The organism is Nostoc sp. (assembly GCF_036917355.1).
In the GTDB taxonomy this organism is placed as follows: domain Bacteria; phylum Cyanobacteriota; class Cyanobacteriia; order Cyanobacteriales; family Nostocaceae; genus Nostoc.
Map to the genome: position 1 here is coordinate 50,733 of NZ_JBALDP010000092.1, position 26,859 is coordinate 77,591.

At 41.4% G+C, this 26,859-nt stretch carries 24 protein-coding genes; 12 read left to right on the plus strand and 12 right to left on the minus strand.

The genetic code is table 11. The features are described from left to right. Nucleotides 1–39: 39 nt before the first annotated feature. Nucleotides 40–597 (minus strand): bleomycin hydrolase, encoded by a 558-nt coding sequence (locus V7K53_RS28270; RefSeq protein WP_289795383.1) that lies wholly within the window; start codon nucleotides 595–597, stop codon nucleotides 40–42. A gap of 596 nt (nucleotides 598–1,193) precedes the next feature. Next, a complete protein-coding gene (locus tag V7K53_RS28275; RefSeq protein ID WP_012410163.1) occupies nucleotides 1,194–1,364 on the minus strand; it encodes an NblA/ycf18 family protein in 171 nt (56 codons plus the stop codon). Nucleotides 1,365–1,657: 293 nt separating this feature from the next. Between V7K53_RS28275 and V7K53_RS28280 the strand changes: the two genes are divergently transcribed. The 3 genes from V7K53_RS28280 (at nucleotide 1,658) to V7K53_RS28290 (ending at nucleotide 3,993) form a co-directional block, all read left to right on the plus strand. Continuing rightward, nucleotides 1,658–2,275, plus strand: coding sequence for a phycobiliprotein lyase (locus V7K53_RS28280; RefSeq protein WP_335200849.1), 618 nt, complete (start codon nucleotides 1,658–1,660; stop codon nucleotides 2,273–2,275). Beyond that, nucleotides 2,272–2,817: a hypothetical protein gene (locus tag V7K53_RS28285; RefSeq protein ID WP_335200788.1), complete on the plus strand. Its 546-nt coding sequence runs from the start codon at nucleotides 2,272–2,274 to the stop codon at nucleotides 2,815–2,817. The genes V7K53_RS28280 and V7K53_RS28285 overlap by 4 nt, the downstream gene beginning before the upstream one ends. Nucleotides 2,818–3,225: 408 nt before the next feature. After that, a complete protein-coding gene (locus V7K53_RS28290) occupies nucleotides 3,226–3,993 on the plus strand; it encodes a phycobilisome rod-core linker polypeptide (protein ID WP_334840414.1) in 768 nt (255 codons plus the stop codon). A 310-nt stretch (nucleotides 3,994–4,303) separates the two neighbouring features. Here the strand turns inward: V7K53_RS28290 and V7K53_RS28295 are convergent, their stop codons facing one another. From V7K53_RS28295 to V7K53_RS28320, 6 genes are all read right to left on the minus strand, one after another. After that, complete coding sequence (locus V7K53_RS28295) at nucleotides 4,304–5,221, minus strand: RluA family pseudouridine synthase (protein WP_335200850.1); 918 nt, start codon at nucleotides 5,219–5,221, stop codon at nucleotides 4,304–4,306. 288 nt (nucleotides 5,222–5,509) lie between these two features. After that, nucleotides 5,510–6,130, minus strand: coding sequence for a Uma2 family endonuclease (locus V7K53_RS28300; protein WP_335200789.1), 621 nt, complete (start codon nucleotides 6,128–6,130; stop codon nucleotides 5,510–5,512). A gap of 177 nt (nucleotides 6,131–6,307) precedes the next feature. Further along, nucleotides 6,308–6,658, minus strand: a complete 351-nt coding sequence (locus tag V7K53_RS28305; RefSeq protein ID WP_335200851.1) for a DUF952 domain-containing protein — start codon at nucleotides 6,656–6,658, stop codon at nucleotides 6,308–6,310. Between the two features lie 247 nt (nucleotides 6,659–6,905). Then, entirely contained in the window at nucleotides 6,906–7,490 is a 585-nt protein-coding gene (locus V7K53_RS28310) for a hypothetical protein (protein WP_335200790.1), read from the minus strand. 180 nt (nucleotides 7,491–7,670) lie between these two features. Continuing rightward, the gene (locus V7K53_RS28315) at nucleotides 7,671–9,185 is read right to left on the minus strand and encodes a thioredoxin-like domain-containing protein (protein WP_335200852.1); all 1,515 of its coding nucleotides are present in this window, start codon (nucleotides 9,183–9,185) and stop codon (nucleotides 7,671–7,673) included. Nucleotides 9,186–9,544: 359 nt separating this feature from the next. Then, nucleotides 9,545–10,033: a hypothetical protein gene (locus V7K53_RS28320; protein ID WP_335200791.1), complete on the minus strand. Its 489-nt coding sequence runs from the start codon at nucleotides 10,031–10,033 to the stop codon at nucleotides 9,545–9,547. A gap of 378 nt (nucleotides 10,034–10,411) precedes the next feature. Here V7K53_RS28320 and glsA point away from each other — a divergent pair, with 378 nt between their 5' ends. Then, nucleotides 10,412–11,326 carry a glutaminase A gene (gene glsA, locus V7K53_RS28325; protein ID WP_335200792.1) on the plus strand — a complete coding sequence of 305 codons (915 nt, stop codon included), beginning with the start codon at nucleotides 10,412–10,414 and terminating at the stop codon, nucleotides 11,324–11,326. Here glsA and V7K53_RS28330 read toward each other — a convergent pair. Further along, complete coding sequence (locus V7K53_RS28330; RefSeq protein ID WP_335200853.1) at nucleotides 11,303–13,009, minus strand: hypothetical protein; 1,707 nt, start codon at nucleotides 13,007–13,009, stop codon at nucleotides 11,303–11,305. The genes glsA and V7K53_RS28330 overlap by 24 nt on opposite strands. Before the next feature lie 542 nt (nucleotides 13,010–13,551). On the opposite strand from V7K53_RS28330, the gene psaA reads away from it, so the two are divergent. The 6 genes from psaA (at nucleotide 13,552) to V7K53_RS28360 (ending at nucleotide 21,152) form a co-directional block, all read left to right on the plus strand. Further along, on the plus strand, nucleotides 13,552–15,810 hold the full coding sequence (gene psaA, locus V7K53_RS28335; RefSeq protein ID WP_335200793.1) for a photosystem I core protein PsaA: 2,259 nt from the start codon (nucleotides 13,552–13,554) through the stop codon (nucleotides 15,808–15,810). Nucleotides 15,811–15,930: 120 nt separating this feature from the next. Continuing rightward, nucleotides 15,931–18,156, plus strand: a complete 2,226-nt coding sequence (gene psaB / locus V7K53_RS28340; protein WP_335200794.1) for a photosystem I core protein PsaB — start codon at nucleotides 15,931–15,933, stop codon at nucleotides 18,154–18,156. Nucleotides 18,157–18,411: 255 nt separating this feature from the next. Continuing rightward, complete coding sequence (locus tag V7K53_RS28345; protein ID WP_335200795.1) at nucleotides 18,412–19,095, plus strand: hypothetical protein; 684 nt, start codon at nucleotides 18,412–18,414, stop codon at nucleotides 19,093–19,095. Nucleotides 19,096–19,106: 11 nt separating this feature from the next. Continuing rightward, nucleotides 19,107–19,640, plus strand: a complete 534-nt coding sequence (locus tag V7K53_RS28350) for a hypothetical protein (RefSeq protein WP_335200796.1) — start codon at nucleotides 19,107–19,109, stop codon at nucleotides 19,638–19,640. Continuing rightward, on the plus strand, nucleotides 19,634–20,107 hold the full coding sequence (locus tag V7K53_RS28355; protein ID WP_335200797.1) for a DUF7689 domain-containing protein: 474 nt from the start codon (nucleotides 19,634–19,636) through the stop codon (nucleotides 20,105–20,107). The genes V7K53_RS28350 and V7K53_RS28355 overlap by 7 nt, the downstream gene beginning before the upstream one ends. A gap of 139 nt (nucleotides 20,108–20,246) precedes the next feature. After that, nucleotides 20,247–21,152, plus strand: a complete 906-nt coding sequence (locus tag V7K53_RS28360) for a DNA-methyltransferase (RefSeq protein WP_335200798.1) — start codon at nucleotides 20,247–20,249, stop codon at nucleotides 21,150–21,152. 97 nt (nucleotides 21,153–21,249) lie between these two features. On the opposite strand, the gene V7K53_RS28365 is transcribed toward V7K53_RS28360, so the two are convergent. Continuing rightward, entirely contained in the window at nucleotides 21,250–21,462 is a 213-nt protein-coding gene (locus V7K53_RS28365) for a hypothetical protein (RefSeq protein ID WP_335200799.1), read from the minus strand. A gap of 942 nt (nucleotides 21,463–22,404) precedes the next feature. On the opposite strand from V7K53_RS28365, the gene V7K53_RS28370 reads away from it, so the two are divergent. Both V7K53_RS28370 and V7K53_RS28375 read left to right on the plus strand, forming a co-directional pair. After that, a complete protein-coding gene (locus V7K53_RS28370) occupies nucleotides 22,405–23,460 on the plus strand; it encodes an SGNH/GDSL hydrolase family protein (RefSeq protein ID WP_335200800.1) in 1,056 nt (351 codons plus the stop codon). 89 nt (nucleotides 23,461–23,549) lie between these two features. Continuing rightward, complete coding sequence (locus V7K53_RS28375) at nucleotides 23,550–23,906, plus strand: DUF4864 domain-containing protein (protein WP_335200801.1); 357 nt, start codon at nucleotides 23,550–23,552, stop codon at nucleotides 23,904–23,906. A 24-nt stretch (nucleotides 23,907–23,930) separates the two neighbouring features. On the opposite strand, the gene larE is transcribed toward V7K53_RS28375, so the two are convergent. Continuing rightward, nucleotides 23,931–24,758 (minus strand): ATP-dependent sacrificial sulfur transferase LarE, encoded by an 828-nt coding sequence (gene larE / locus V7K53_RS28380; protein ID WP_335200854.1) that lies wholly within the window; start codon nucleotides 24,756–24,758, stop codon nucleotides 23,931–23,933. Nucleotides 24,759–24,899: 141 nt separating this feature from the next. Continuing rightward, nucleotides 24,900–26,720, minus strand: a complete 1,821-nt coding sequence (gene hrmK / locus V7K53_RS28385) for a hybrid histidine kinase/response regulator HrmK (protein WP_335200802.1) — start codon at nucleotides 26,718–26,720, stop codon at nucleotides 24,900–24,902. Between the last annotated feature and the right edge of the window lie 139 nt (nucleotides 26,721–26,859).

A 26,859-nucleotide genomic window follows, 5' to 3' on the forward strand; every position in this document is an offset into this window, starting at 1 on the left:
TTTCAGTTTGCTTGGCTAACAGCCTTTAGCCATGAGCGATTAGCTCAAAGCAGAAATTACGCGATCGAAGTAGCTAGCAGCTTCAGCAGCTAGAGCAGAGCAGTCGCCTTGAACAACTTCTTGTTTACGGAACTTTTTACCAGCGTTAGCTTCAGTGTTGGTGTTGGTGATGTGAGCGACGCTGATAGCCTTCAGGATTTGGAAAGCCCGTACAGAAGAGCCAGTGGGCACGCCCAAAGCTGTGTAGGTTTCTTTCAAACCGTTCAAAGCACGATCGTCTAATACGGAAGAATCACCAGCCAATAAAGCGTAGGTTACATAGCGCAGAACGATTTCAGCATCACGCAAGCAAGCAGCCATCCGGCGAGTGGGATACAAGTTACCACCAGCTTGTAGCAAACCTGTATTTTCACAAGCAATCCCAGCAATAGCATCAGAAACCGCGCAGCTAGCGTTGCTGGCGATCGCATTCACTGCATCAAGGCGCTTGTTGCCTTCAGCGATGAAAGACTTCAGGGCTGCCAAGTCAGCACCACCGATAGGAGCGGTTTTGGCATCAGCCGCAATTACAGCTCTGGAAAAAGCATCAAGAACCATGAGTTCTCCTTAATATTCACAAATGGCGGATATTATTTTTGGCGTGTTCTCGATCAGGTTAACTGTGAGTAGCCAAACAAAAACATAGGGGATCGACAGTACCCTAGTCTTTACTATGAGAGACAAAGTAACAATCTGTAATATTTATTTTAGGTATGGAGGATATAGCGCTTCTGTGTTGAGTCCAATAGACTTCTTGCATAAGTCGGGAAAAGGTTAAAGGGAAAGGGGAAAGGTTCTGTATTGTCCCCTTTCCCTTTAACCTTTACCCTTTTCCCCCTCTTGCAAAAGTGCTTTTTGCAAGAGGTCTAATAGAGACTTAACCCCCAACCTTAGCCCAGTCATGCCTAAAAGCAACGCCGAAAATCTCTAACGCCAGTAGCAATTGCATCCCGAATTGCCGAAAACGCTTGTTCCCGTTCCTTGGTGATGCAAATAGCTCGACAAAATCCCGCAATCTTTAGTCAAACGCAACAAGTCTGCTGGTAGGTTGTTCAGCAAATGCCTTGCCCAATGCCCAAAAATTAAGACTTACGCAATTTTGTGGAACTTTGCCATTGCGTAAGTCTTAAGGAAAAATTTTGTTTTTTACTCGATCAAGCTTGTTTTAACAGATGTTTGACCAAATTATCTTTTACCATCATCTGCCGTAAAACTTCTAGTAAAAATTCTTGAGCCTCTTGTTGACTCAAACTTTTTACCTGGTCTTTTAAATTTTGTAAGCGAAACTGTTGTTCTAAAGTTAATTCGACTGGAAAGTCCATCATTCACTCCTGTGATTGATTGAATCGAAAGGTATTTGTTGTTAGTGGAAGACGATCGCTTTCTATTAGTCTAGCACTTGGATATTAAAATGTCTACATTGTCAAGCTATAAGAAATCACACTCATAAAAGTTTACAATTGGATGACAACACCTCTACATATCCTTCTTTAGGGTGTTTATTGAAGCTGGCCGCTAATCGCTGTAATGTTTAGAATGTTTATATACCAACTACTCTAAAAAGAAAGAACTCGTAAAACATCATCCGCAGGAGCAATAAGTAGGAGTCAGAAGATTGATAGACGCAATGGAATTTTTTCAGCTAAGTGCTGGTAAGTGGCGATCGCAACGTGCAACTCATCATCTGGCGTTCAAGCGCTCAGAGATAGGAGAATCGGATATACAGGTAGAAACTCTCGATGCCGATCATCCAGAAATCATTGAACTGTGCCAGTATCATGAGATTGACCCCAGCCTTTCAGTCGGTGGTTCGCGTGTGCGTTGGCTAGGAACAATGGCCTGGGATCGAGAGGGTGAAGAGAATCATCAGGGGAAAACTATATTTGCGATCGTGCCTGATGGCGATAACCCAAGGCAAGGTAAATTACTCCGCGAAAGAGGTTACGCCGAAATAGTACCTGTAGTCGGTCTTTTTCACATGGATGATGAAGATGGACTAGTGTTAACAACCGAATACGAAACAATGAGTTCCATTGAGCGATTCTGGTTCGCCAGCCCAAATATGCGACTAAGAACCAGTACAGTCAAACGGTTTGGTGGCTTTAGCACCGCATCATTTTGTAGTGAAAGCCGCATTGAAACTTCTGTTGAGGTTTCCAGCCCAGAAGGAGTAACAGAAAAACTTGGGACGGATGTTCTGGAAAAAAGACAGTTTTATTCAGTTTTGGGCTGGTGAATTATCTCAAGCAGAGCGATGCTTTTACTCGTGGGCAAGATTATCTGCGTCTGGTACAGGGACTTGCCCTAGAACCGGGTATGGTGGATGTGTTTGATAACCTGCGCGATCGCATCCCCATTTGCACTTGGATCGGCGAGAATATTAACGTCGTCAACGCTCAGATCAACGCCTATCTGGAAGTTTGTCATGAGTGCTTTCATCCCCAAGAGCGTCGCCAAATCCAAATTTTTGCAGTCCCTATAGCTCAATCCTTCGGTATAGATGGGCTGTGCAACATTCTCACAAACCCAATCACTATTCTGGTAGATGTTGGTCGAGTTGCACCTAGAGATTGGTTTGGTGTAGTCGTCCATGAATACGCCCATGCCCATCTAGGAGAGTTTGGTCACAATGAGCAATTTGCTAGCATCCTATCTCATCTATGCTTAGGACTGGGATTGGAACCGCCCTCCTGGGAAGAAGGAATGGAAGCAACTTTGCGTAGTTGGCCTTACTGTAAATCAACCATAGATCCCCTGGAGTTTTGGATAGGTTGCTGAGGGAGGCAGGAGGCAGGGGAGCAGGGGAACAGGGGAGCAGGGGAGCAGAGGAAGTTGCAGTAAATTTTTCCCTCTGCCCCTTATGCCCAATGCTCCATTAATTTGTTTTACTAAATGTTAAAAATTATTGCTTCAGTTCAAAAAGGTGAAACTGAATCTCCTAATCTAAAATATGTGAATAAAATTTTTTAGTCATTTACGTAGTTATTAAGCTGGCAGATCAACTTCCTATTTATTAATTTAGCTATGGGTTGAATCCAGCAGCCTAATCATTTATCCTACGAATACTTAAAATCCCCTTAGTTAAGTTTCGTGAAATTTTATCAGAATCTGAAGTTCTGATACAACTACTCCCTTAATATGTGATTAAAAGTTGTTAACTTTAATTAAGAACATGGAGGCTTTAGAGTGCCACTTCCTCTGTTAGAATATGAACCTTCAAGTCAAAATCAGCGTGTAGCTGGATACGAAGTACCTGGTGATGAACAACCCAGGATTTTCACTACAGACAATATACTTTCTCCGTCAGATTTAGGCGATCTGATTGAAGCAGCATATCGTCAAATCTTCTTTTATGCCTTTGCTGCCGATCGCGAAACATATTTAGAGTCTCAACTCCGTAATGGACAAATTACAGTACGGGACTTTATTCGTGGGTTAGTCCTTTCCAATACCTTTAAGAAAAGCTTCTACGATCTCAACAATAATTATCGCTTTGTTGAGCAAGTAATTCAGCGGGTTCTAGGACGCGATCCATACAACGAGCGGGAAAAAATCGCTTGGTCAATTGTAGTCGCAACCAAAGGGATTGTAGGCTTTATTGATGAAGTGCTCAATACTGAAGAGTATCTGAGCAATTTTGGATATTCCACAGTGCCTTATCAGCGCCGTCGGATACTGCCATCCCAATCTGCGGGTGAGTTGCCATTCAACATCAAATCTCCGCGATACGAAGATTATCACCGCGCCAAATTGGGTTTCCCCCAAATCATTTGGCAGGTCGAAGTACGCAGATTCCTTCCACAAGAGCAAAAAGCAAAGGCTGGAGATCCATCTCTATTCCTGGGTATGGCACAAAATATCAATGCAACTGGCAATGCTCCACAACGGATCTCGCCATACAACATCGATATCGAAAAGTCTGTACCTTATCGGCAACTGGCAGGAATTAAATAACAATTTTTGGTCGGTGGCTGGCTAGTACATCCATTCGCTCGTTTTATAGCGTGCATAAGTCTTGGGTTATGTAGGAGTTTTATTTAGATATAACTAAGTGAAACAAACTCTATCCCATGTCTAATGCACGCTAGTTGTTAATGGGCATTGCGTATGGTTTTTATCAATGCTCAATGTGTTTAAAACGGGGGTAGTATTACTATGTTGTCAAGAACTAATTGACGGATAAATTTCTTGTAGAGACGGCGATAAATCGCGTCTTCTAACCATCAAAATGAATTTAACATAGTAGTTTCAGGCGTGAATGAGGTTAAAGTGTAGTTCGTCTTTTTAGCATCTCTAAAAGTTTTGTAAAGTGAGCGGGAGGAGTAGCTGTCACTTCAATCCACTCTTCAGATAGGGGATGCTGCAATTTGAGTCGCCAAGCGTGTAATGCTTGACCAGGTAAATTTACTCCCACTGAATGGCCAGAACTATAAACTGGGTCGCCGACAATGGGATGACCAATTTTGCTGCTGTGGACACGAATTTGATGGGTGCGTCCAGTTTCTAATTGAAAGTGAATTAAGGTGAAGTTACCAAGGCGTTCTAATATTTTCCAGTGAGTGACGGCAACTCGTCCGCCTTGTTCAACAGGCATAACAGCCATTTTTTTCCGGTCTTGGGGATGGCGACCAATTGGCAAGTCGATAGTGCCACTTTCAGTTTTTGGCGCACCGTAAACTATGCCCAAGTATTCTCTCCGTGCAGTTTTTGCTTTCAGTTGTGCTTGTAGATGATGATGGGCAATATCTGTTTTAGCGATCGCGATCGCTCCTGTTGTATCCTTATCCAATCGATGGACGATTCCTGGACGCTGAACTCCGCCAATTCCTGGTAAATTAGGACAGTGAGCCAATAGAGCATTTACTAAAGTACCATCTGGATGGCCGGGCGCAGGATGGACAACTAAACCTGCGGGTTTATTGAGAATAAGTAACTGATCGTCTTCGTAAAGGATATCTAAGGGGATGTCTTCTGCTTGCAGTTCTAAAGGTTGAACTTCTGGTATTTCGAGAGTGATGCGATCGCCTACCTTGACATTGATCTTCTTGGAGGTACAGACTCGATCGTTAAGTTGGACATTACCCTGTTCGATTAACTGTTGGATGCGAGAACGTGATAAGTCTGGTAATTCTTGAGAAAGGTAACGGTCGAGGCGATCGCCTTTGGTGTTGACGCAGTGTATTGTACTCTTAAGGGGAAGCAAGCTAGGTAAAGCATCTTCCAGTGGAGTTGAGAAGCGTTCGCCCTTGGCGTTGGCGGAGCGATCGCTATTTTCTTGGATTTGTAAATTAAATTCGGTCACAATTGCTCTAGATTAATTCCCGTTCTTTAAGTAAAGCGCGAAATGCTTTAAAAGGGCGTTATAAATCGCTTCTACCCAGGCAAAACCTTGATTTTACATTAGCGAACGAGAATTTGTGTACCCGCGAATTTTATTACCTTAGCTGTCTTGTATTTGTTCTCTTATCGATTATCGAAACGCTCTAAGTGCTGAACTCATTCCTATAGTTCGCCCCATTTCCACAAACCGAGGAATAAGTTCTGTAATAGAAAAAGTAGGGAATGTGGGGCTGATAAGAGACTTAACATATTGCTCACCTTGCAGCAAGCTAATTTCTAGGTTTTTGCTTTCATATCGCCAAATTTCAGGTACTTTCAACGCCTGATAAGCACTAATTTGGGTTTTAGAGGTGACATCAATTTCAATTGCTAAATCAGGAGGAGGATCAATAGTTAGATCAATCCTGTCTTTGCCAATCATTAGCTTATAATTTTGAATATAAAAACAATTATCTGGTTCGATACCTGCACTTATATCTTTTCGCTTAAAGGTGGTTGAACCTAAAGACTCCCAATTCAGATTGAGTTCATCTAACAAAGCTTTCACCAAGTCTCCGATAATTACCTTAGATCGTTCGTGTTCTGGTAATGGAGCCATAATTTCTAAAGTTCCTTGGCTGTATGCTACTCGGCTCCTGCGATGTTCCCCTAACTCGTTGAGAATTGCTTCAAATACTTGCCAACTCACATCTTCCAGTATTATTCTTTGCCCTGGTGGAACTCGAATTTGTCTGAGTTCAAGAGTAACCATAGGATTTTAGTTGTTAAATAACTTCATTTTTACTCAAATTTGAGATGTAGCAAATGCTCTAACCAAAAAGCGATGGCTTCGCCAACGCCAAGGGCGAACGCTTAAATTCTCTCTATCTCTCCTCCTCTGTGTCCTCTGCGCCTCTGCGGTAGCCTGCGGCAAGCCGAAGCGTCTACGTTATTCTAAATCTATAACTTCTTGCGGCAACTCAAATAAACCATCTTCCCCAGCTTCAAAATCAATCACTTGATACACAGCATCAATATTTAACTCTCCATAAATATGAGGAAATAATTCCCCTATCTCAGCAGGTTCATAGCGAATTTCAGCTTGTACTTTATCAGAATCAATAAAAAGTAGTACCAATTCTTTTTGATTATCAAAAAACCTCTTTGCAACCTTGAGTATTTGCGTTGATTTTGAACAATGTATAAAACCTTCACTATCTAACGAATCAGCGCGATATGTACCAAGATTTTTTGCTTGTTCCCATTGTTGGCGTTTGGTGATGTGGAGTATGATCTTCATAGAACATTTAGGAATTTCTGCGTCTTGTAATATTTTCAGGAAATCTTCTAAATTTGTAAAGTCTTTCAAGTTATAATTCTGGATGCCTCAGTAGTTTAAGTTTATCTGAGACGCGCTTATCGAGTGAGTCTAATGATATATTTTGGTCTATCATCTCTTGAATTTTTCTAACAGTATCCGAATAAGATAATGATATTCTGTCGGCTACCATATCTTCATTTAAAAATAGTAATTCTATATTAATTATTTATTTAGCAAAAAACCATGAAAAAATATAAGAAATAAATTGTAAAGAAAAATTTATCACGTAATATAAAATCCAACCAATTAAATTTACAACTGGTATAGACCAAAGAATTGTATAAAGAGTCATTACTAAATTTTCTTTTAATATAGCTGTGAGTAACCCTTGCAATACTATAGATATAATAAGTATACAGATAGGCACAACAAAGTAATATAAGAAAAAATTAATATTTTTATATTCAGTTAAAAATGGTATCGTGTTTTGTTGTAAAAAATAAAAAAAGTACAAACCAATAAAAGGCCAATGTATTAGCCAGAAAAGACCAAATTCAGGACTTCCTTTTATTTTATTGCCTGTTGGTACAAAAACAGTTTCACCACTAGAACTATATCCCCTTTTCATTTCATCATGATCAATCGAAAGGAGAAAAGCTGGTAAAAACCATAATATTGAAAAATTACGAAGTTCAATACTGTAATTTAAAAATGTACTTAGATTAAATCGTTCTAAAGTACTATTAGAACAACTTGTCAATACAACTACTGTACTAACAAATATTATTAATTGTTTGACTAAGTTTTTCATAGCAATTTTGCAAAAGCGATGTTTACTTTATTATTTATGCATAGTGTAAGTCAATATAATTTATAATTTTTAACATTATTAACTTCAATATTGTTGTACTGTACTTTGTTCATACATATCTTTAAAATATCACGCCCACATGCAGAGTTTTTATTTTCATCCCCGCATGAGTTTGTCATCCTATAAATTAGGCGGAATACAAACATCCGGCGCACACAAGCCAAGAAACTCCAGGGTTGTCACCTCAAGAGTATTCAAATCTACACGCCGGATAGCATGATTATTGGTATCGGCGATATATAGATATGAATTTATAGCACTCAATCCCGAAGGTTCAAAAAAACGAGTGTTCTTACCTTGACCATCTTGTAAACCCGCAGAACCATCTCCCAAAACTGTTTGACAATTCCCACTGGGGCTAACTAATTTAATTTTATGGTTATAAGTATCTGCCACCCACAAAAAATTCTGCGCGTATTCCACTCCTAAACAGTGTTGTAAACGGACATCTTCACCTTGTCCATCTACATCACCAAAACCAAATAAACCGCCACTACCGCAAACAGTTCTTACTTGATACGGTTCTACAATTCCCACACCGCGAATTGAACTAACTTCACTGTCAGCAATATATAATTCTTGCCCATTATTAGTAATACCACTAGGTTGGGCAAAGGCAGATTCAGTAAGTGAACCATCAATACACGCTTCTGCACCAGTACCAGCATAAGTTTTGATGATGCCAGTTTCTAAATCCATTTGCCAAATTTGATGTGGCCCAGCCATTGCAATAAATAAGGTATTTTCCACTTTCACTAAATCCCAAGGGGAATTCAGTGAGGTTTCTAAACCAGCACCTCCATGAGGATGGATATTGCAACTTTGTTCGCCAGTTCCCGCAATAGTTTCAACTACTTGGCGCTTGAAATCAACTCGCCGCAGCGCATGATTTTCTGTATCAGCAACGTAAAGAATCTGATTTTCGGCATCATAAGCCATTCCTTGCGGTGCAAAGAATTGCGCTTCGTTAAAAGCACCATCGGTTAAGCCAGATTTTCCAGTCCCAATTAACTGTAAAATTTCCCCATCAAAGCTACTCATAATCAGGCGGTGATGTCCAGAGTCAGCGATAAACAAACCTGCTTGAGTAGCTATAACTTTACCAGGAAAAGCTAAAGGTGTAATTAATGGTTGGTGCTGTTTTTCTAAAGTTAAGCTGATTTCTTGGAAATTAATTGTGCCTTTGTCTTGGTGTTGCTGAATTAACTTTTGAATCAACTCATCTAAGGTGTCACGGTTTCCTTCACCAGAAATTTGGCCAATCACGTAACCTTCTGGATCGATAATTATTAACGTAGGCCAAGCACGCACAGCATACTCTTCCCAAATCCGAAAACCGCTGTCAACTACAACTGGATGTTCAATGTCATATCGCAGGATGGCTTGGCGAATATTTTCTGTTTCTTTTTCGTTATCAAATTTGGCAGAGTGAACGCCGATAATAGTAAGACTATCTTTATATTTTTGTTCTAAATATTTCAGGTTTGGCAGAATATGCAGACAGTTGATACAGCAGTATGTCCAAAAGTCTAAAATTACGACTCTACCCTTAAGTTGTTTAAGAGACAATGGTTTATCGGTATTGAGCCAAAAGTAATTTTGCGGTAATTCTGGCGCTCTGACACGGGGAATCATACTAATTTGTAATTCGTAATTAAGCTCGACTTTATCCATTTTCTAGCAACGCGATACTCCTGCGGAGTCGTTACACTAACGCTAATGCTAAAACCTATATGGAATATTATTTTTACTTTTTATATTTCACCGTGAATCAGTGACTTAGAAAAAGTTTTTGCTAAAAAGTTAGGGTTTTTACTCTATTAAGGAGAACCAAGTTTTTAATTTTGGATAAAGTCGAGTTAAAAAGATGTTTTAAAAGTCTCAAAGTATTTCATAAACGCTACTTTCATTCCTCTCAAAGCATCAAGGAGATGCCGCAGGCGGTGGCGTTATTTCTATACAGCTTCATAAAGAAATGGTATATACAAGGTAGCTCATCTGTTGGTATTTGTTGACCATACAGGAACATTATCACCTCTATAAATTACCAAGTTTCCATCATCTTGAACTTCGAGACGACAATTAGAACCAAACCCAGCTGTATTACTTGTCCACACAGGGTTTCCACTGTAATTATAACTGACTAAATTACAGTCGGTTTGCATGAGGGTGTAGTAAACTGATGTGTCAAGAACGTTTGATGCCCACAGAGGAGTACTGTTAGCATAAAGAACAAAGTTTCCATCAGATTGCTGGATAGCTTTATATACCCCATTAGGCGAAATCAAGTATTGATTAGTGGCAGCAAATAAGTATTCGCCTGTATTAAGGATAGATGTAAGAGATGTAACGATAGATATACTAGTAACAGATATACTAGTAACCGCTAGAGCCTTGTTTTGTTGAATCAGCAACGTAGCTTGTGATGCAATTGCAAATGCTGTTGTTAAACCTAGAATTTTAGACAGTTTAGATAATTTCACAAACCTACCTCCAATACAGTTCTGTTGTTTATAAACAATGCTGAGGTGTGATAAGTAGTAGTGTAAAATTAAATACGGTGGTTCCTGACCTGGCGAGGTACCTTTTTAAAGCTGCTTATTTTGTTAGAAAAGATTTAGGTGTACCTTAGTTGCTTAGGAAACGCTGTATACATTTGTCATTGTGAATGAAGCGAAGCAAAATGAGGCAATTCGCTTACGCTTTGGAATTGTTTCTCTACGAGATGTTACATTTCATTCCGCCTGCAATGACATAAATAATTTAATTTTGCGTAACCACTTAGGGGTAAATTCAGCTATTAATATCAGACTATACTGTTAGTTGCCGTTTAAAAAATAAATTGTTAAAAAGTTTACACTTTGAAAGGACTTGAACAACTAACTACTACGAAGTTATCAGCCTGGGTGCAGCTAGCTAAAACCCAAGTTGAACGAGGGCAAGTTGCCGATCGCATTCCGCTATTAGCTTTGGCTGATTCTGCTTGGTTTGCAGTTCACATCTGCTGTGAATCGGGGAAAAATATCAGCTTTGGGGATACCGCTTGTGTCTTCCCGTTAATGAGCGTGATTAAGACATTTTCTCTACTTTATTTGCTAGAACATCTAGGAGCAGAAAAGGTTTTCGGTTGGGTTGGGGTAGAACCATCAAATGCACCCTTCAATTCTTTAGAACAATTAATTAGCGATCGCGGTCATCCCCGTAACCCGATGATTAATAGTGGGGCAATTACCCTGTCTGATAAGTTACCAGGAAAGGACGCTAATCATCGCACTCTCTTATTTTGTCAATGGCTTAACCAATTAGCAGGTTGCCAACTAAGTTTAGATGAGAAAATGCTGGCTTCAGTGCGATTAACCCGTTCAACAGCTAATGAAGCGATCGCTAATTATCTCACTCAAGCCGATCATCTCGAAAATATTGAAACAGCACTTGACACTTACGAGCAAATATGCTGTATTTCTGGGCAAGTTGAAGATTTAGCCCTGTTAGGAAAACTCTTAGCTTTTGAAAATATCTCTATATCACCACAAAACCGCCGAATTGTCAATGCTGTAATGTTAACTTGTGGACTGTATGAAGCTTCTGCTCAGTTTGCAGTCAGAATTGGTTTACCGATGAAATCAGGGATTGGTGGTGGACTTGTAGCAATAGTACCAGGTGAGGGAGCGATCGCCTGTTACAGTCCTGGATTGGATAATATCGGAAATCCTGTAGGAGCGATCGCATTGGTTGAAGTTTTAGCGCAAGAGTTACAGTTGAGTATTTTTGGTTAATTCTGGTTTTTCTGGATCGGGAGCGGTTGTTTTAGATAACGGCGTAGATTCAGAATTTGGCGTTACCTCTGTCTCTGGTTCTGCTGGTGGCGTAATTATTTTTGGAATAGGAGACTTAATAATCTCTGGCAGTGTGGGTGACGAACTAGGAGATGGTGCAATTGTTACTTGTGGAGTAGGTGTCTTACTCGTTAGACGATTAAAAAATCCACCAAATATAGATTTTTTTGGCTGAGGTGTTACTTTTTCGGGTAACGGTGTAGATTCAGGAGTTGGTGTTACCTCTGGCTGTGGTTCTGGTGTTGGGGTAATAATTTCTGGTGCAGGAGACTCAATAATCTCTGGCAGTGTAGGCGGCAAACTAGGAGATGGTGCAATTGTTACTTGTGGGGTGGGAACTTTACCAGCCCCACGGTTAAAAAATCCACCAAATTTAGGTTTTGTTGGCTGAGGCGTTACTTTTTCGGGTAACGGCGTTGATTTAGGAGTTGGTGTTACCTCTGGCTGTGGTTCTGATACTGGGGACTCAATAATTTCTGGTGACGTTGGGGACAAGCTGGGAGATGGTGCAGCCATTGGAACTTCTAATTTTGGTTTTTCTGGCTGTGTTTTGGATTGTTCTGGAATTTCAGTTTCAGGAATAGGCTGTTTTTCTATCTTGGGTTGTATTTGGGGTGTTTGTTCAACAGAAGGTGTGGGTGTGGGTTTAGGTGCAAGTTTATAATTTGGGTCTACAATAGCGCGCACCTCAGCTGCTGTGAGTTCTCCTCTGACAATTCTCGACAGCGTGTCTTTGCCCTTTGGCTGGTAGTCAATCAATCTAACTGTAGTATTGAAAGCATTTTTGACAGCATTTCCTTGATTATCGAGAAATTCCAGCTTTACCCAGTTTTTCCCTGGACGGAAGCCTTTAAGGTAAACTGCTTGCCAGCGATCAAAAATAAAGCTTTCACCATTAATAGTGGAGCGGATGCGCCAATCACTGAACTCGTCGTTGGGGTTTTCCTTACCAACGAGATGCAGAGGAGCATTAGTTAGGTAAAAGTCTAGTAAGATTGGTTCTGCTCCGTAGCTGCTTTGAGGACGGCTGTAAGTTAATAGGGGTAATTTAGAATCTGGGGTGTTGTCGTCGGTTTTGGTGAAGACGTGAAACGTTGTTTGGGCATAAGCACCTTCATTCTTAAAGCTTTCATGCCAAGGACGAGAGGCAAAGACGCGCAGGGTATGACTACCTGGAGACAAGTCTGGCAAAACTAAGGGCTGATTCAGGTCGTAAACAGGTATATAAGGTTGATTATCCAGAATTACGTGTAAATGTGGCCCGAGTTGTAATTGTGGGTCTTTAAATATTGGTAGATCCTTAACCTGAAAACTGGCTGTAACTTTGTTGTCTTGAAGAACTTCATCAAATTTTGGAGTAACAATTGTCACTTGTGGCTGATAAACTTCCAAAATTGGACGCAGTTCTTGAATAACAGATGGAGGGGAAACTTCCGAAAATTGCTTTGAAATTTGAGAAATCTTTGGGGAGTTTTCTTTATAGCCAGTAGATATTTCCTGGCTGTCGGCTTTCTCTCCGCAACTAGTCAAGCTTAATACCAGCACTAATATCATTACCCACCTGAGAATCGGGAACCTCTGAGGGAGGAGCTTCTCTAACACCCTTTTCTGCCACGAGTTCATGCGTTGCATCCAGTGATAGTCTTCGACAATTGACAGATTATTTTGGCTCAAACTGTCCATCTGGAACTATAGCCCAAACAAAAGGTGAAATCTGCCTCACATCACATAAGTTTTCCTTGGTATTCTCATAAAATTTTAAAATAAATCATAATCACTACAGCGTTTTACTTGCAAAAATTGAAATATGACATAAATATTCATGAGTAATAGCAGTAAAAGTTGGGACATCGGTTACATACAGCCAAACCATAAATTTTACGAATTGTTATTCTTTGTAAATTAAATAGCTAAACTATTGACTTTTGGACAAAAAGTTTGAAGTTAAAAGCCAGTTAAGGCATGAATTTCAGCAATATTTGAGCAAGTTTGAATTATTGTTAAAATATCTCCAACAATGTACAAGTGAAGACTCTATAATTCAACGAGAAACAACTCTCCACATCGGGTCTTGATCGCGGCTTCAGTAAAATTCTGGAGTATGCGGTAATGGTTCATTTTGTGGTATACATGATTCCTCATTCCTTATCAAGAGAGGAGGTCGAATGACAATAAGTCCTCCGGAGCGAGAGGAAAAAAAGGCAAGAGTAATCGTCGATAACGATCCAGTTCCAACCTCATTCGAGAGATGGGCGCAACCTGGACACTTTGACAGATCCTTAGCCAGAGGTCCCAAAACCACCACATGGATTTGGAACCTGCACGCACTCGCCCATGATTTTGATACACATACAAGCGATTTAGAAGACATCTCCCGCAAGATATTCTCAGCCCACTTCGGCCACTTGGCAGTAGTGACAATCTGGTTGAGTGGGATGATTTTCCACGGCGCGAAGTTTTCTAACTACGAAGCTTGGCTAAGTGACCCGTTAAACGTTAAGCCTAGCGCTCAAGTCGTTTGGCCCATTGTCGGACAAGACATTCTAAACGGTGATGTTGGCGGTGGTTTCCACGGTATTCAAATCACCTCCGGTTTGTTCCAAGTATGGCGTGGCTGGGGAATCACAAACTCCTTCCAGCTTTACTGCACAGCGATTGGTGGATTGGTATTAGCAGGCTTATTCTTATTTGCCGGCTGGTTCCACTACCACAAACGCGCTCCCAAACTGGAATGGTTCCAGAATGTGGAATCAATGTTGAATCACCACTTGCAAGTACTGCTAGGTTGTGGTTCCTTGGGATGGGCAGGTCACTTAATCCACGTGTCCGCACCGACCAACAAGCTTTTGGATGCAGGCGTTGCTCTCAAAGACATACCCCTGCCCCACGAGTTCATCTTGAACAAAGACTTGTTGACCGAACTGTACCCTGGCTTTGCAGCTGGTTTAGCACCTTTCTTCACCTTGAACTGGGGTCAGTATGCTGACTTCCTAACCTTCAAGGGCGGTCTGAACCCGGTAACAGGCGGCTTGTGGTTGACTGATATTTCTCATCACCACTTAGCGATCGCAGTTCTCTTTATCGTTGCTGGTCATCAGTACCGTACCAACTGGGGTATTGGTCACAGCATTAAAGAGATCCTCGAAAACCACAAAGGTCCTTTCACTGGTGAAGGTCACAAAGGTCTCTACGAAAACCTGACCACATCTTGGCACGCTCAGTTGGCTACTAACCTGGCCTTCTTGGGTTCGCTGACCATCATCATCGCGCATCACATGTACGCGATGCCCCCCTATCCATATTTGGCAACTGATTACGCTACGCAGTTGTGCATATTCACTCACCATATTTGGATCGGTGGTTTCTTGATTGTTGGTGGAGCAGCTCACGCTGCGATCTTCATGGTGCGGGATTACGATCCAGTTGTGAATCAAAACAACTTGCTGGATCGGGTGATTCGTCATCGTGACGCGATTATTTCTCACCTGAACTGGGTGTGTATTTTCCTCGGTTTCCATAGCTTTGGACTTTACATCCACAACGACACAATGCGTGCATTGGGTCGTCCTCAAGACTTGTTCTCTGATACAGGGATTCAATTGCAGCCAGTATTTGCCCAGTGGATACAAGGTATCCACGCCTTGGCTCCTGGTACAACTGCACCCAATGCCCTAGAACCAGTTAGCTATGTCTTTGGCGGCGGTGTCTTGGCTGTTGGCGGTAAAGTGGCAGCTGCACCCATTGTTTTGGGCACAGCGGACTTCCTAATTCACCACATTCACGCTTTCACCATTCACGTCACCGTCCTAATTCTGCTCAAAGGTGTGCTGTACGCCCGTAGCTCTCGTCTGATTCCAGACAAGGCAAACTTGGGCTTCCGCTTCCCTTGCGACGGCCCCGGTCGTGGCGGTACCTGTCAAGTCTCTGGTTGGGATCACGTATTCCTCGGACTTTTCTGGATGTACAACTCCATATCGATTGTAATTTTCCACTTCAGTTGGAAGATGCAATCAGATGTTTGGGGAACCGTAGATGCAGATGGGACTGTAACTCATATCACTGGTGGTAACTTTGCCCAAAGTGCTATTACCATCAACGGTTGGTTGCGAGACTTCTTGTGGGCACAAGCTACACAAGTCATCAATTCCTATGGCAGCGCGCTATCTGCCTATGGTCTACTCTTCTTAGGCGCTCACTTTGTCTGGGCATTCAGCTTGATGTTCCTGTTCAGTGGTCGCGGCTACTGGCAAGAACTGATTGAGTCCATTGTTTGGGCGCATAACAAACTGAAGGTAGCACCAGCAATTCAGCCTCGCGCTCTGAGCATTATTCAGGGTCGGGCTGTAGGGGTAGCTCACTACCTCTTGGGAGGAATTGCCACAACCTGGGCATTCTTCCATGCACACATCCTTTCAGTAGGGTAGCAATCAGTTATTGAGTGCTGAGTGCTGAGTGCTGAGAAAATACTCAAAACTTGGTACTCAGAACTCAGGACTCTAGACGCTGATATTTGATGGCTAAAGGTCAGAGGATTTATTAAACCTATGGCGACAAAATTTCCGAAATTTAGCCAGGATCTCGCACAGGATCCGACGACTCGTCGGATATGGTATGCGATCGCTACAGGCAACGACTTTGAAACCCATGATGGCATGACGGAAGAAAATCTTTACCAAAAGATTTTCGCAACTCACTTCGGTCACTTGGCAATCATCTTCCTGTGGGCATCCAGCCTCCTGTTCCACGTAGCCTGGCAAGGTAACTTTGAACAGTGGATTAAAGATCCCCTTCACATCCGTCCCATCGCCCATGCGATTTGGGACCCCCACTTTGGTAAACCAGCGATCGAAGCTTTTACCCAAGCTGGCGCTAGTAATCCGGTAAACATTACCTACTCTGGTCTCTACCATTGGTGGTATACCATCGGTATGCGGAATAACGGCGAACTGTACAACGGTTCAGTGTTCTTGCTGGTATTCGCTGCTGTATTACTGTTTGCTGGTTGGCTGCACTTGCAACCCAAGTACCGTCCTAGCTTGGCATGGTTTAAGAGCGCTGAACACCGCCTAAACCACCACTTAGCAGGTTTGTTTGGTGTTAGTTCATTGGCTTGGGCTGGTCACTTAATTCACGTTGCTGTCCCCGAATCTCGCGGTCAGCACGTAGGTTGGGATAACTTCCTAAATACCCCACCCCACCCAGCAGGTTTAACACCATTCTTTACAGGCAACTGGGGTGTTTACTCTCAAAACCCTGACACTCCTGGACATATCTTCGGGACATCGCAAGGTGCAGGAACTGCAATTCTGAGTTTCTTGGGTGGTTTCCATCCCCAGACAGAAGCTTTGTGGCTGACTGACATAGCTCATCACCACTTAGCGATCGCAGTTTTATTCATCGTTGCCGGTCATATGTACCGGACAAACTTTGGGATTGGTCACAGTCTCAAGGAAGCATTAAATGCCAAGAGTTTCTTCGGCATTCCTGTTGAAGGTCCGTTCAACCTACCTCACCAAGGTATCTACGACACCTACAACAACTCCCTGCACTTCCAATTGGGATGGCACTTAGCAGCGCTAGGTGTTGTTACTTCCCTGGTCGCGCAGCACATGTACTCCATGCCTTCCTACGCATTTATTGCGAAGGACTACACAACTCAGGCAGCGTTGTACACGCATCACCAGTATATTGCTGGATTCCTGATGCTCGGTGCTTTTGCTCACGGAGCAATATTCTGGGTACGTGATTACGACCCAGAGCAAAATAAAGGCAACGTACTTGAGCGCGTGCTGAAGCACAAAGAAGCGATTATTTCCCACCTTAGCTGGGTATCCCTTTTCTTGGGCTTCCACACCCTTGGTCTGTACGTACACAACGACGTAGTAGTTGCTTTCGGTACTCCTGAAAAGCAAATCTTGATTGAGCCAGTATTTGCTCAATTCGTCCAAGCTGCTAACGGTAAAGTACTGTACGGTTTAGATGCTTTGTTATCTAACCCAGATAGTATTGCTTACACAGCATGGCCCAACTACGCTAACGTTTGGCTTCCAGGTTGGTTAGATGCCATCAATGCTGGTACTAACTCCCTGTTCTTGACAATTGGCCCTGGCGACTTCTTGGTACACCATGCGATCGCTCTAGGTCTGCACACCACCACCTTGATCTTGGTCAAAGGTGCTTTGGATGCCCGTGGTTCTAAGCTGATGCCCGATAAAAAGGACTTCGGCTATGCCTTCCCTTGCGACGGCCCCGGTCGTGGCGGTACTTGCGACATCTCAGCATGGGATTCCTTCTACCTCGCTACATTCTGGATGCTCAACACCATTGGTTGGTTGACCTTCTACTGGCATTGGAAACATCTAGGTATTTGGCAAGGCAACGTAGCTCAGTTCAATGAGAACTCTACATATCTCATGGGCTGGTTCCGCGATTACCTCTGGGCTAACTCTGCTCAGTTGATTAACGGTTATAACCCTTACGGCGTGAATAACCTGTCTGTCTGGGCTTGGATGTTCCTCTTTGGACACCTAGTTTGGGCTACTGGTTTCATGTTCTTAATCTCCTGGAGAGGTTACTGGCAAGAGTTGATTGAAACCCTTGTTTGGGCACACGAACGCACTCCTCTAGCTAACCTAGTTCGCTGGAAAGACAAGCCCGTGGCTCTGTCAATTGTTCAAGCTCGTGTAGTTGGTCTAGCTCACTTCACTGTTGGCTACGTCGTAACTTACGCAGCATTCTTGATTGCTTCTACTGCTGGTAAGTTTGGTTAATTCAACTGCTAGTTTTGTAGATAAGTAATTTAAATCCCCTGCCGCAAGGTAGGGGATTTTTACATAAAATTGGCTATTGTTGACAGGTGTATACTCTTTGGAGTAGGAATTAATGTATTTGGTAAAATTATTATTGATTTACTAGAATAAAGTTATGTTAAAAAGGGGTATGAGTTTTAAGCAAACCATTTACCAGTCCTGCACAGTTTTCTAGTTATTTTCTGTATTAGGTTGTTGTAGTGCGATAGGGGCAATATGGAAGAACAGCAAATCCCAGACAGATATAAGCCTGGGTTCAAGCAACTCTTAAGCATCGACAGCAAAACTGTAGAAAAATTAATTAATGCTTTGAGGCAAGCCTCGCCCTCGCTACTTATTGAGGATTTAGCATCAGCAGTGGCTTCGCAGGTTCAGGTTTTGACTGTAGAAGAAGTAGTAGATGTCATAGAAGCCTTAATTTCCTTATACAACTTCCGAGATTACACTGGTACATCTATAGATGACTTAGTAAAGAGCATCAGTCAGGCTGTTCAGGATGATGAAGAACTTCCAGATATTTCTGACAAACAAAAACAAGAACTTGAGCAGCGATTGACTACTTTTTTAGAGTTTGACGGGGTACTTAGTGTTACCTCTAAAGCAATCGAAGTTATACGGGATCATGAACGTGTATTTACACGTTCTCGTGTTCTTACTGATATGCGTCCCATCTTTGAATCAGACTTAGAAAAAGGGCCAGCCGGTATAGCAATAGTTCATATGCTCAAAATTGAGTATGCAGATTCAGACAGCAAACACGAGTTTTTTGTAGCCTTAGATTCAATAGATTTAGAGCAATTACGTGAACAATTAGATAGAGCAGATAGAAAAGCAAAAGCTATCGAGTTAATGCTAAATCAAGCAAATATTACATTCTTAAATTATCGGGACGTAGAGTAAAGGTTAGAAAAATGGTAGTCGCAGAAAAGGCTAATTCTTGGCTTACTAGTAATCATAAGAGTTTAAAGCACTCTCAGCCTGATTATAAAGTGAGTAAACTCAAATTAAAAAGTGAAGACTGGAATTATTCAGAGGATAAACGAAGAATACGTGATGAAAATAATCTTGACAATTTACTCTTCTTCAAAAGTCCTAAAGTCCGTAAATATGGACACAAAGATTGCTATCGATATCGTACTACTTCTAGAGATGTAGACTTAGAAGCCACCTTTACGTCCCTTGTTAACCAATGGCGTGAAGAAAATTGTAGTGTGTCATCTACTAATCAAATGTCGATGCACCCTGCATACCAGCAAATTATTGGTATGGGAAAAGCTGTAATCCCACTTTTACTTAGGGAGCTTGAAAAGAAATCTGGACACTGGTTCTGGGCATTAAAATCTATCAGCAGAGAAGATCCTGTTCCTCTAGAATCTAGGGGAAAGGTAAAGGAGATGACTAAAGCTTGGCTAGAGTGGGGTAAGCAAAGAGGCTATAGGTGGTAGGTAATAACGCTTGGGTTAAGTTTGTCACAGAAAAAATCGAGCGTGATTATCCTAACCTCACTGTCTATGGATACAAACTTACTAGTCCAGATACAATTGATTACAACTGTATTGCTTGGGCAGCAGAAGATGATGAAACATGGTGGTGGCCAGATATTCAACATCAATACTACTGGCCACCAGATGTCCCTAGAGAAGAAACCCTTAAAGCTTTTCAAGAAGTATATAAAATGCTTGGCTATGAAGTCTGCCAAAGTGATGTTTTAGAAGAGGGATTTCAAAAAATAGCTATATATACTAATTCCAATAAAATACCAACCCACGTTGCTAGACAACTACCTACTGGTAAATGGACAAGTAAGCTTGGATCACTTGAAGATATAGAGCATAATAATTTACAAGGGTTAACTGGAAATCCTGGTTATGGTGAGGTTGCCTGTATTATGAAAAAATCAATTTCGGTGTAGAAAATATTTAGCACAATCTAATTACCAGGCTAATTAAAAGTCTGAAGCTGATATATTCCTCTGCGTTACTTTGCGTTAAAAAAATAACTGTCAAAATTAAATCCTTGAACAACACCAAAACAAGTTAATTTTATAAATTTTGCAAGAAGAACCAATAACGCCACCAAAAGAAATAATTTTTAATCCCTCTTATACCCAGCAGAACGGGGCTGCATATTTAGGTGATAGCCTTAAACTTATTAAATTCATTGATGATAATAGTATTAATTTAATTCTTACCTCACCTCCATTTGCACTGACCCGCAAAAAAGAATACGGTAATGAAACCGCTGAAAAATATATTGAGTGGTTCCTACCTTTTGCTTATGAATTTAAAAGAGTCCTGGCAGATAATGGCTCATTCGTATTAGATTTAGGCGGCGCTTACCTACCTGGTAATCCCGTGCGGAGTATCTACCAATACGAACTTTTAGTCAAATTATGCAAAGAAGTAGGTTTCTTTCTTGCTCAAGAATTTTACCACTACAATCCGGCTCGACTGCCAACCCCTGCTGAGTGGGTGACAATCAGGCGAATTCGTGTGAAAGATTCTGTAAATACAGTTTGGTGGTTGTCTAAAACACCAAATCCTAAAGCAGATAACAGAAAAGTTTTAAAGCCCTATAGCCAAAGTATGAAACAGTTACTCAAAAATGGCTATAAAGCAAAAATACGTCCTAGTGGACATGATATTTCTGATAAATTTCAAAAGGATAACCAGGGTGCAATTCCGCCGAATTTGCTAGAAATTGCTAATACTGAATCGAATAGTGCTTATTTACGACGCTGTAAAACAGCAGAAATTAGACCCCATCCAGCACGGTTTCCTCAAGGGTTCGCCGAGTTCTTCATAAAATTCTTAACTGATGAAGGTGATATAGTATTAGACCCTTTTGCAGGTTCTAATACAACTGGCTTTGTTGCTGAAACTCTGCAACGCCGATGGATATCTTTTGAAATTAATGAAAATTATGTAATGGGAAGTCGTTATCGATTTAGCCAATAACCAAATTAAGTAAAGAGTCAGGAGTGAGAAGTTAAAATTGATAACCCTTCGGCAGGCTCAGGGCATCGCTTATAACTCTTAACTCATAGCTACTCAATTAAATTTCCCCATTCACCTGCATTTTATGAACTTGATCGGCTAGCTCTTGACGACCTCGATCATCTAGTTTATCAATAGCTAACATCCCCATCAGAATAACTTCTTTCAGGGTCAAACGTGTAGAATGTGCCTGTTTTTGCACAATCTCCTTAATAATGGGACTGACACCAATCGCTGTACTAGCTCTTGCCACAGAAGAAAAGGAAAACACTAATGATTCAGCCTAAATCTTAGCACTTTCAATGAGGTTATTCTCTAGAGTTAAAACTTAATTTAAATGTGTTTCAACTCATACTTCAATGAGTAAACATAAAAATTAAATTACGTCTAGTGAGTTATCAAATTCTCAGTATGGCAAACCTGATACTTGCTCATTGAGGACACGTTATCGTATGATATCAATAATCTCAGCAGTTAAAATTTAGGCTATCTTTTTCTAAAATTTCTACTAAGTCCTCAATCATCATATTAAAAGATATGAGCTTATTTGGATATAGCAGGAAATTCAACTTTTGTCATTTTTTGACGACGCGCATAAATTGTAACTGTGCTGCAAATTACCCCACTATGGTCAGAAATTTCTTTTAGTGACCACACTTTCACTTGTGCTACTTCTCGAAGCTTTAATCTGAACTAATCACATATTTGATAACTGGTGCATTTGCACTGCTTAATTTCACATGACAAAACGGAAAATGTAGACGTATTTGCGTCTTGTAAAGAAACGGCTTGTAGAGCTAACTTTTATGCGATCGCGACAATTGACTAAAATCTAGAAACCTAAAATCTGATGCTTATTTCATATACGAGCAACATCAAAAGCAAAAACCTTTGTCCTGAGATCCTCAAAATCACTCACTAATCGCCTAGTTTGCAAACACTTGCAATATTTGTGCAAACTGAGTTATGAAAAGTAGTCAGCTAAAGAAAACAGTGCCCTCAGTAGAAGTATTCGCATAAACGAGACTTGTATACCACCGGGAAAACCGTACTTTAAAGAGATCGTAAATTGTCAAATATAATCTCATGAACACGCTTTACAGAACTATACAGCGTAAATAAGAATAATAACTTAACCGAAGTAAAATTTTCCTGAATACAGCCAATTAATGCCGTCATAAGGAAAAGCAGTGAGTAGAGGAGAGAGAAAGCGATGAGGGACCCTTATCTGTTGGCAGCAGGCTTGTTAACAGGATTAGCAATACCAGCATCGGCTCTTCCACATCTGTCAATTGTCCTGCCAGAAAGTTCTAGATTCCTGTGGGATTTAAAACAAGGTTCACAGACAATAGTCAGTACAAAAATTATCAACAGCGTTGATCTCTCCTTACCCGAACTCAGCGGCCAAGCGTTCCAACCCCTAAAAAGTTCGCAGCCAATAGTAAGTGAGAAAAACGTCCCTAGCGTACCAGAATTCAGCAGTCAGGGATTACCAGTATCAACAGAGTCATCACTCAACCCCAGCACCCAAGCAACTAGCCTCCTATTGACATCTGGAAATCAACTTTACTACCAAAGATTGGCAGCTCTGAAAACAGGTCAGATTTATACACGCGTAGATAGTGATAATTTGCAATCATTGTGGGAGTCGATCAAGAAACGTCAGCTAACTTATGATGACTGGAAAAGTTTATTAGCTTTAGAAGCAAGAGCGATCGCTCAAGGTCAAGGTGCCAATCATCTAAGTATTTTAGTTGGTGATTCTTTGAGCATGTGGTTTCCGAGAGAAAAACTGCCTGCTGGTAAATTGTGGCTGAATCAAGGCATATCTGGAGATACTTCTAGTGGCGTTTTAAAAAGATTGGGTGCATTTTCAGCAACGCGCCCAGATGTTATTTACATCATGGCTGGGATTAACGACCTACGAAAAGGCGCTAGTGATGAAACAATTTTGCATAATTATCGCCGTATTGTCCGGCGTTTACGCCAGATTCACCCCAAAGCTCAAATTATTGTCCAATCAATTTTGCCTACTCGTCTACCAAAAATTTCCAATAGCCGTATTCGTCATCTCAACATCCAACTAACCGTGATTGCCAAACAAGAAGGCGCTAATTATCTCAATATTTATAGCTGGTTTACGGATATGGAAGGCAATTTACGCCCAGAATTAACCACAGACGGGTTGCACCTGTCTCAAGAGGGATATGATGTGTGGCGAACGGCACTACAGCAGATAGAATACACACTCACTCAGCGTGAGAATTGAGCGATCGCTTTGCCGACACTAGGAGCAATGTCTACGATGGTCACTGAGCTTGCCGAAGTGCGGGCTGCGCCTACGCAATTTTTAAATTTATGGAAGTTACTGATACTGATGCCATCAACATACGTTCTGTAATTGAATACCAATTGGCAGCCTTTAAAAAAGATGATGCCCAAGGCGCTTTTGCCTTTGCTAGTCCGGCGATTCAGGCGCAATTCGAAACCCCAGAAAATTTTATGCAGATGGTAAAAACAAGCTACCAAGCAGTATACCGTCCTCGTTCTGTATTTTTTGAGAAAATAACAACCATCCAGGGAAACATAACTCAACCAGTGCTGCTGCTTGCTCCTGATGGAGTTCCCCTGAGGGCTTTATATTTTATGGAAAAACAGCCCAATAATATTTGGAGAATTAACGGTTGCTTTCTAGTTGCTCTAGAAGGTAAATAAACTCTATTTTATAGAACTAAAATCCTATACTTTAACGCCCAAGGCTTCCCTATTTAAAACCTGATTTAACTTACCGCTACGATAACCTTCTAAATCTAAGGTTACGTAGATAAATCCAAAATCTTGAAATGCCGAAACTAATGTTTGTAAATCGTTAGTCAACACAAACTCTTTAATTTGTTCTGGTGGTAATTCAATACGTGCTGTATCTCCTTCCGATCGCACGCGCAAATTCTGCCAACCTAGCTTTCGCAGATAAATTTCTCCTCTGCCGACTCGTTGCAACTTAGCGACAGTAATCTCTTCACCGTAAGGAAACCGGGAACTGAGGCAAGGTTGAGCAGGTTTATCCCACCAAGGTAAACCGAGTTGTTGCGAAAGTTGGCGAACTTCAACTTTAGTGACACCTACTTCTGCTAAAGGCGATCGCGCACCTCTTTCTTTAGCCGCCTGAATTCCTGGGCGATAATCATGCAAATCATCAGCATTCACCCCATCCACCACATAAGGATAACCCAGTTCTAAAGCTAAAGGTTTGAGAGTGTCGTGCAACTCACTTTTGCAAAAATAACAGCGATTAACCGGGTTAGAGGTGTAATTGGGATTTTCCATCTCGTGCGTCTGGACGATTTTATGAGGAATCCCAATTGTTGCAGCTTGAATTTTCGCGTCTTCCAATTCTTCTGGTAACAGGGAAGGAGAAACAGCAGTCACAGCCAAAGCGCGATTGCCCAACACATCATAAGCAATTTTGGCAACCAAAGTGCTATCAACGCCCCCAGAGTAGGCAATCAACGCCTGCTCCATTTCTGTAAATAAGGCTCTTAATTGCTCAAATTTTTCTGTCAGCATCATTTCCCAATCCTGCCAAAACCCTACAGCACCCAATCATTTATATTGTAGTCATTAGTTATGGAGCATTGGGCATTGGGCATTGGGAATGGGTTATTTATTTTCCTCGCCTCCCCTGCTTTTTCGTCTCCCTCTGCCTCTCTATATTGGCGGTTTGCTGTACTTAGCCACCAGACTAGCTAAAAGTGGTAAATCAATTGGTTTAGAAATATAATCATTTACTCCAGCAGCTAGACAAGTTTCGCGATCGCCTTTCATCGCCATTGCTGTTTGAACAATTACCGGAATCGTCCGATATTGCTGATGTTCTCGCAGTTGTTGTACCAAGTTAAGACCATTTCCATCTGCCAAACAAACATCCATTAAAATTACCGCTGGATCTAACTGTGTTAGGGCTTCCCACATCTCGTCAGCATTCTTAACCCAAGTCACTTGATATCCCAATTTACGTAGATAAATTTGCATCAAATCAGCATTGGGTAAATCATTTTCTACCAGCAAAATTTCTACAGAAGAACTAGGTGTCAAAGGCAGAGGAAATGAGGGAAAATTTGCTTCTTCTGCTTCCTCATCTACCCTAACTTCCATCTCTTGCTTAAGAGGAAGTACAAGGGTAAAACGGGAGCCACGATCTATTTCCGATTCAACTTTCACCCAACCACCGTGAATTTGAGCGAGTTTCTGAGTCACTGCTAAACCCAAACCAGTACCTTCAATACCATCTGCTACGGCCTTGGCAATTTGGAAATATGGCTGAAACAGTTGAACTTGGTCTTCTTGGGAAATGCCTGTGCCAGTATCCCAAACTGTAAAATGCACAAATACACCTTTGGAAGCAATCTGTAAGCCAACACTTCCTTTGCTGGTAAACTTTAGGGCGTTGAAGAGTAAATTCAACAACATTTGCTTGAGTCGTAAGGGGTCAGCTACTAAGGTTGTAATATCGGGTTCAAGTTCTAGACACAGTTTCAAACCCTTATTAGCAGCTTTCTCTTTCACCAATGCCAAAACATTGTTACACAGTATTGGCACATCTATTGTTTCCCACTGTACTTCTAGCTGATTTGCTTCAATTTTAGAGAGATCCAAAATATCGTTAATCAGAGCTAGTAAGTGTTTACCGCTAGACTGAATGATATTTAAATACTCTTGCTGCCGTTCTTTAGTTGGTTCGTACCCTGGAGCTAAAAGCAGATGGGTAAACCCAATAATGGAACTAAGCGGTGTGCGAATTTCGTGGCTGGTATTTGCCAGAAACTGATTTTTCAGTTGATTGGTGCGCTCCAATTCTTGATTAGAGTTACTTAACTGTTGACACCGTTGCGGCCAAGACAGGATGTGCTTAAGTTGTACCAAGGCTGTACTACAGCATTTGGCAGATCTTGCTATCAATTGCGATCTGAGTTGAGCTTGCGATTCTATGAATGACTCATTATGAGAACTTAGGGGCGCTGTGGCAAGAATTAGCCAGCCTATAACACTGCCAGAATCATCCGCCAACCGCCAAGCGCTCGGTAGTTGCTGATTCTCAAGCTGTTGCAAGTCTTCAATTTTTATGACTTCTTGCAATCTCAACAGCAGCTTTTTTTCTGCTGTCAGCACTTCTAGAAATAAAGGTGGTGAATTTGGGGATGGAGAACGAGAAACATAGCAAACTGTGGCAACAGTTTTTTGTGGTTGACACATAGCAATGCCTACAGCACATTCTGTAAGTGCCAGATTACTGCTGTGAACAGCACTGTTAATCTCGTTAACCACGGTTTGGAAAATTTCTGCTTGTGCTGCTTCTGACTGTGGGACAGTGTTACAAGCAGAAAGCAAGCAATCATTAAGGCGACTTTGCAACTGGTTTAAGCTGCTCTCCAGCCACAGCTGCGCGCGAAGTTGCTCAATTGTTGTCAAAAGTTTTGGCGTTGCATCTATCAGTGATTTCTGGTCTGGTAAGCTTGAATACTGCTGCATGGTCAACTAGACCGCTGAACAAGTTTAGCTACGCATAAAAATCCCAACAGGATTTTATGTATATTAGCGGACAATTCTTTTTTATTTATAAACGATAACTTATGTTGTTATAAACCATAACTTATGATGTTGAGTTTAG

What these genes read in the sequence shown, in the direction of transcription:
- V7K53_RS28270 (WP_289795383.1), bottom strand. Translation starts at nt 597, where the DNA reads ATGGTTCTTGATGCTTTTTCCAGAGCTGTAATTGCGGCTGATGCCAAA.
- V7K53_RS28275 (WP_012410163.1), bottom strand. Translation starts at nt 1,364, where the DNA reads ATGATGGACTTTCCAGTCGAATTAACTTTAGAACAACAGTTTCGCTTA.
- V7K53_RS28300 (WP_335200789.1), bottom strand. Translation starts at nt 6,130, where the DNA reads ATGGTTACTCTTGAACTCAGACAAATTCGAGTTCCACCAGGGCAAAGA.
- V7K53_RS28305 (WP_335200851.1), bottom strand. Translation starts at nt 6,658, where the DNA reads ATGAAGATCATACTCCACATCACCAAACGCCAACAATGGGAACAAGCA.
- V7K53_RS28310 (WP_335200790.1), bottom strand. Translation starts at nt 7,490, where the DNA reads ATGAAAAACTTAGTCAAACAATTAATAATATTTGTTAGTACAGTAGTT.
- V7K53_RS28315 (WP_335200852.1), bottom strand. Translation starts at nt 9,185, where the DNA reads ATGATTCCCCGTGTCAGAGCGCCAGAATTACCGCAAAATTACTTTTGG.
- V7K53_RS28330 (WP_335200853.1), bottom strand. Translation starts at nt 13,009, where the DNA reads ATGAACTCGTGGCAGAAAAGGGTGTTAGAGAAGCTCCTCCCTCAGAGG.
- psaA (WP_335200793.1), top strand. Translation starts at nt 13,552, where the DNA reads ATGACAATAAGTCCTCCGGAGCGAGAGGAAAAAAAGGCAAGAGTAATC.
- psaB (WP_335200794.1), top strand. Translation starts at nt 15,931, where the DNA reads ATGGCGACAAAATTTCCGAAATTTAGCCAGGATCTCGCACAGGATCCG.
- V7K53_RS28345 (WP_335200795.1), top strand. Translation starts at nt 18,412, where the DNA reads ATGGAAGAACAGCAAATCCCAGACAGATATAAGCCTGGGTTCAAGCAA.
- V7K53_RS28350 (WP_335200796.1), top strand. Translation starts at nt 19,107, where the DNA reads ATGGTAGTCGCAGAAAAGGCTAATTCTTGGCTTACTAGTAATCATAAG.
- V7K53_RS28370 (WP_335200800.1), top strand. Translation starts at nt 22,405, where the DNA reads ATGAGGGACCCTTATCTGTTGGCAGCAGGCTTGTTAACAGGATTAGCA.
- V7K53_RS28375 (WP_335200801.1), top strand. Translation starts at nt 23,550, where the DNA reads ATGGAAGTTACTGATACTGATGCCATCAACATACGTTCTGTAATTGAA.
- larE (WP_335200854.1), bottom strand. Translation starts at nt 24,758, where the DNA reads ATGCTGACAGAAAAATTTGAGCAATTAAGAGCCTTATTTACAGAAATG.
- hrmK (WP_335200802.1), bottom strand. Translation starts at nt 26,720, where the DNA reads ATGCAGCAGTATTCAAGCTTACCAGACCAGAAATCACTGATAGATGCA.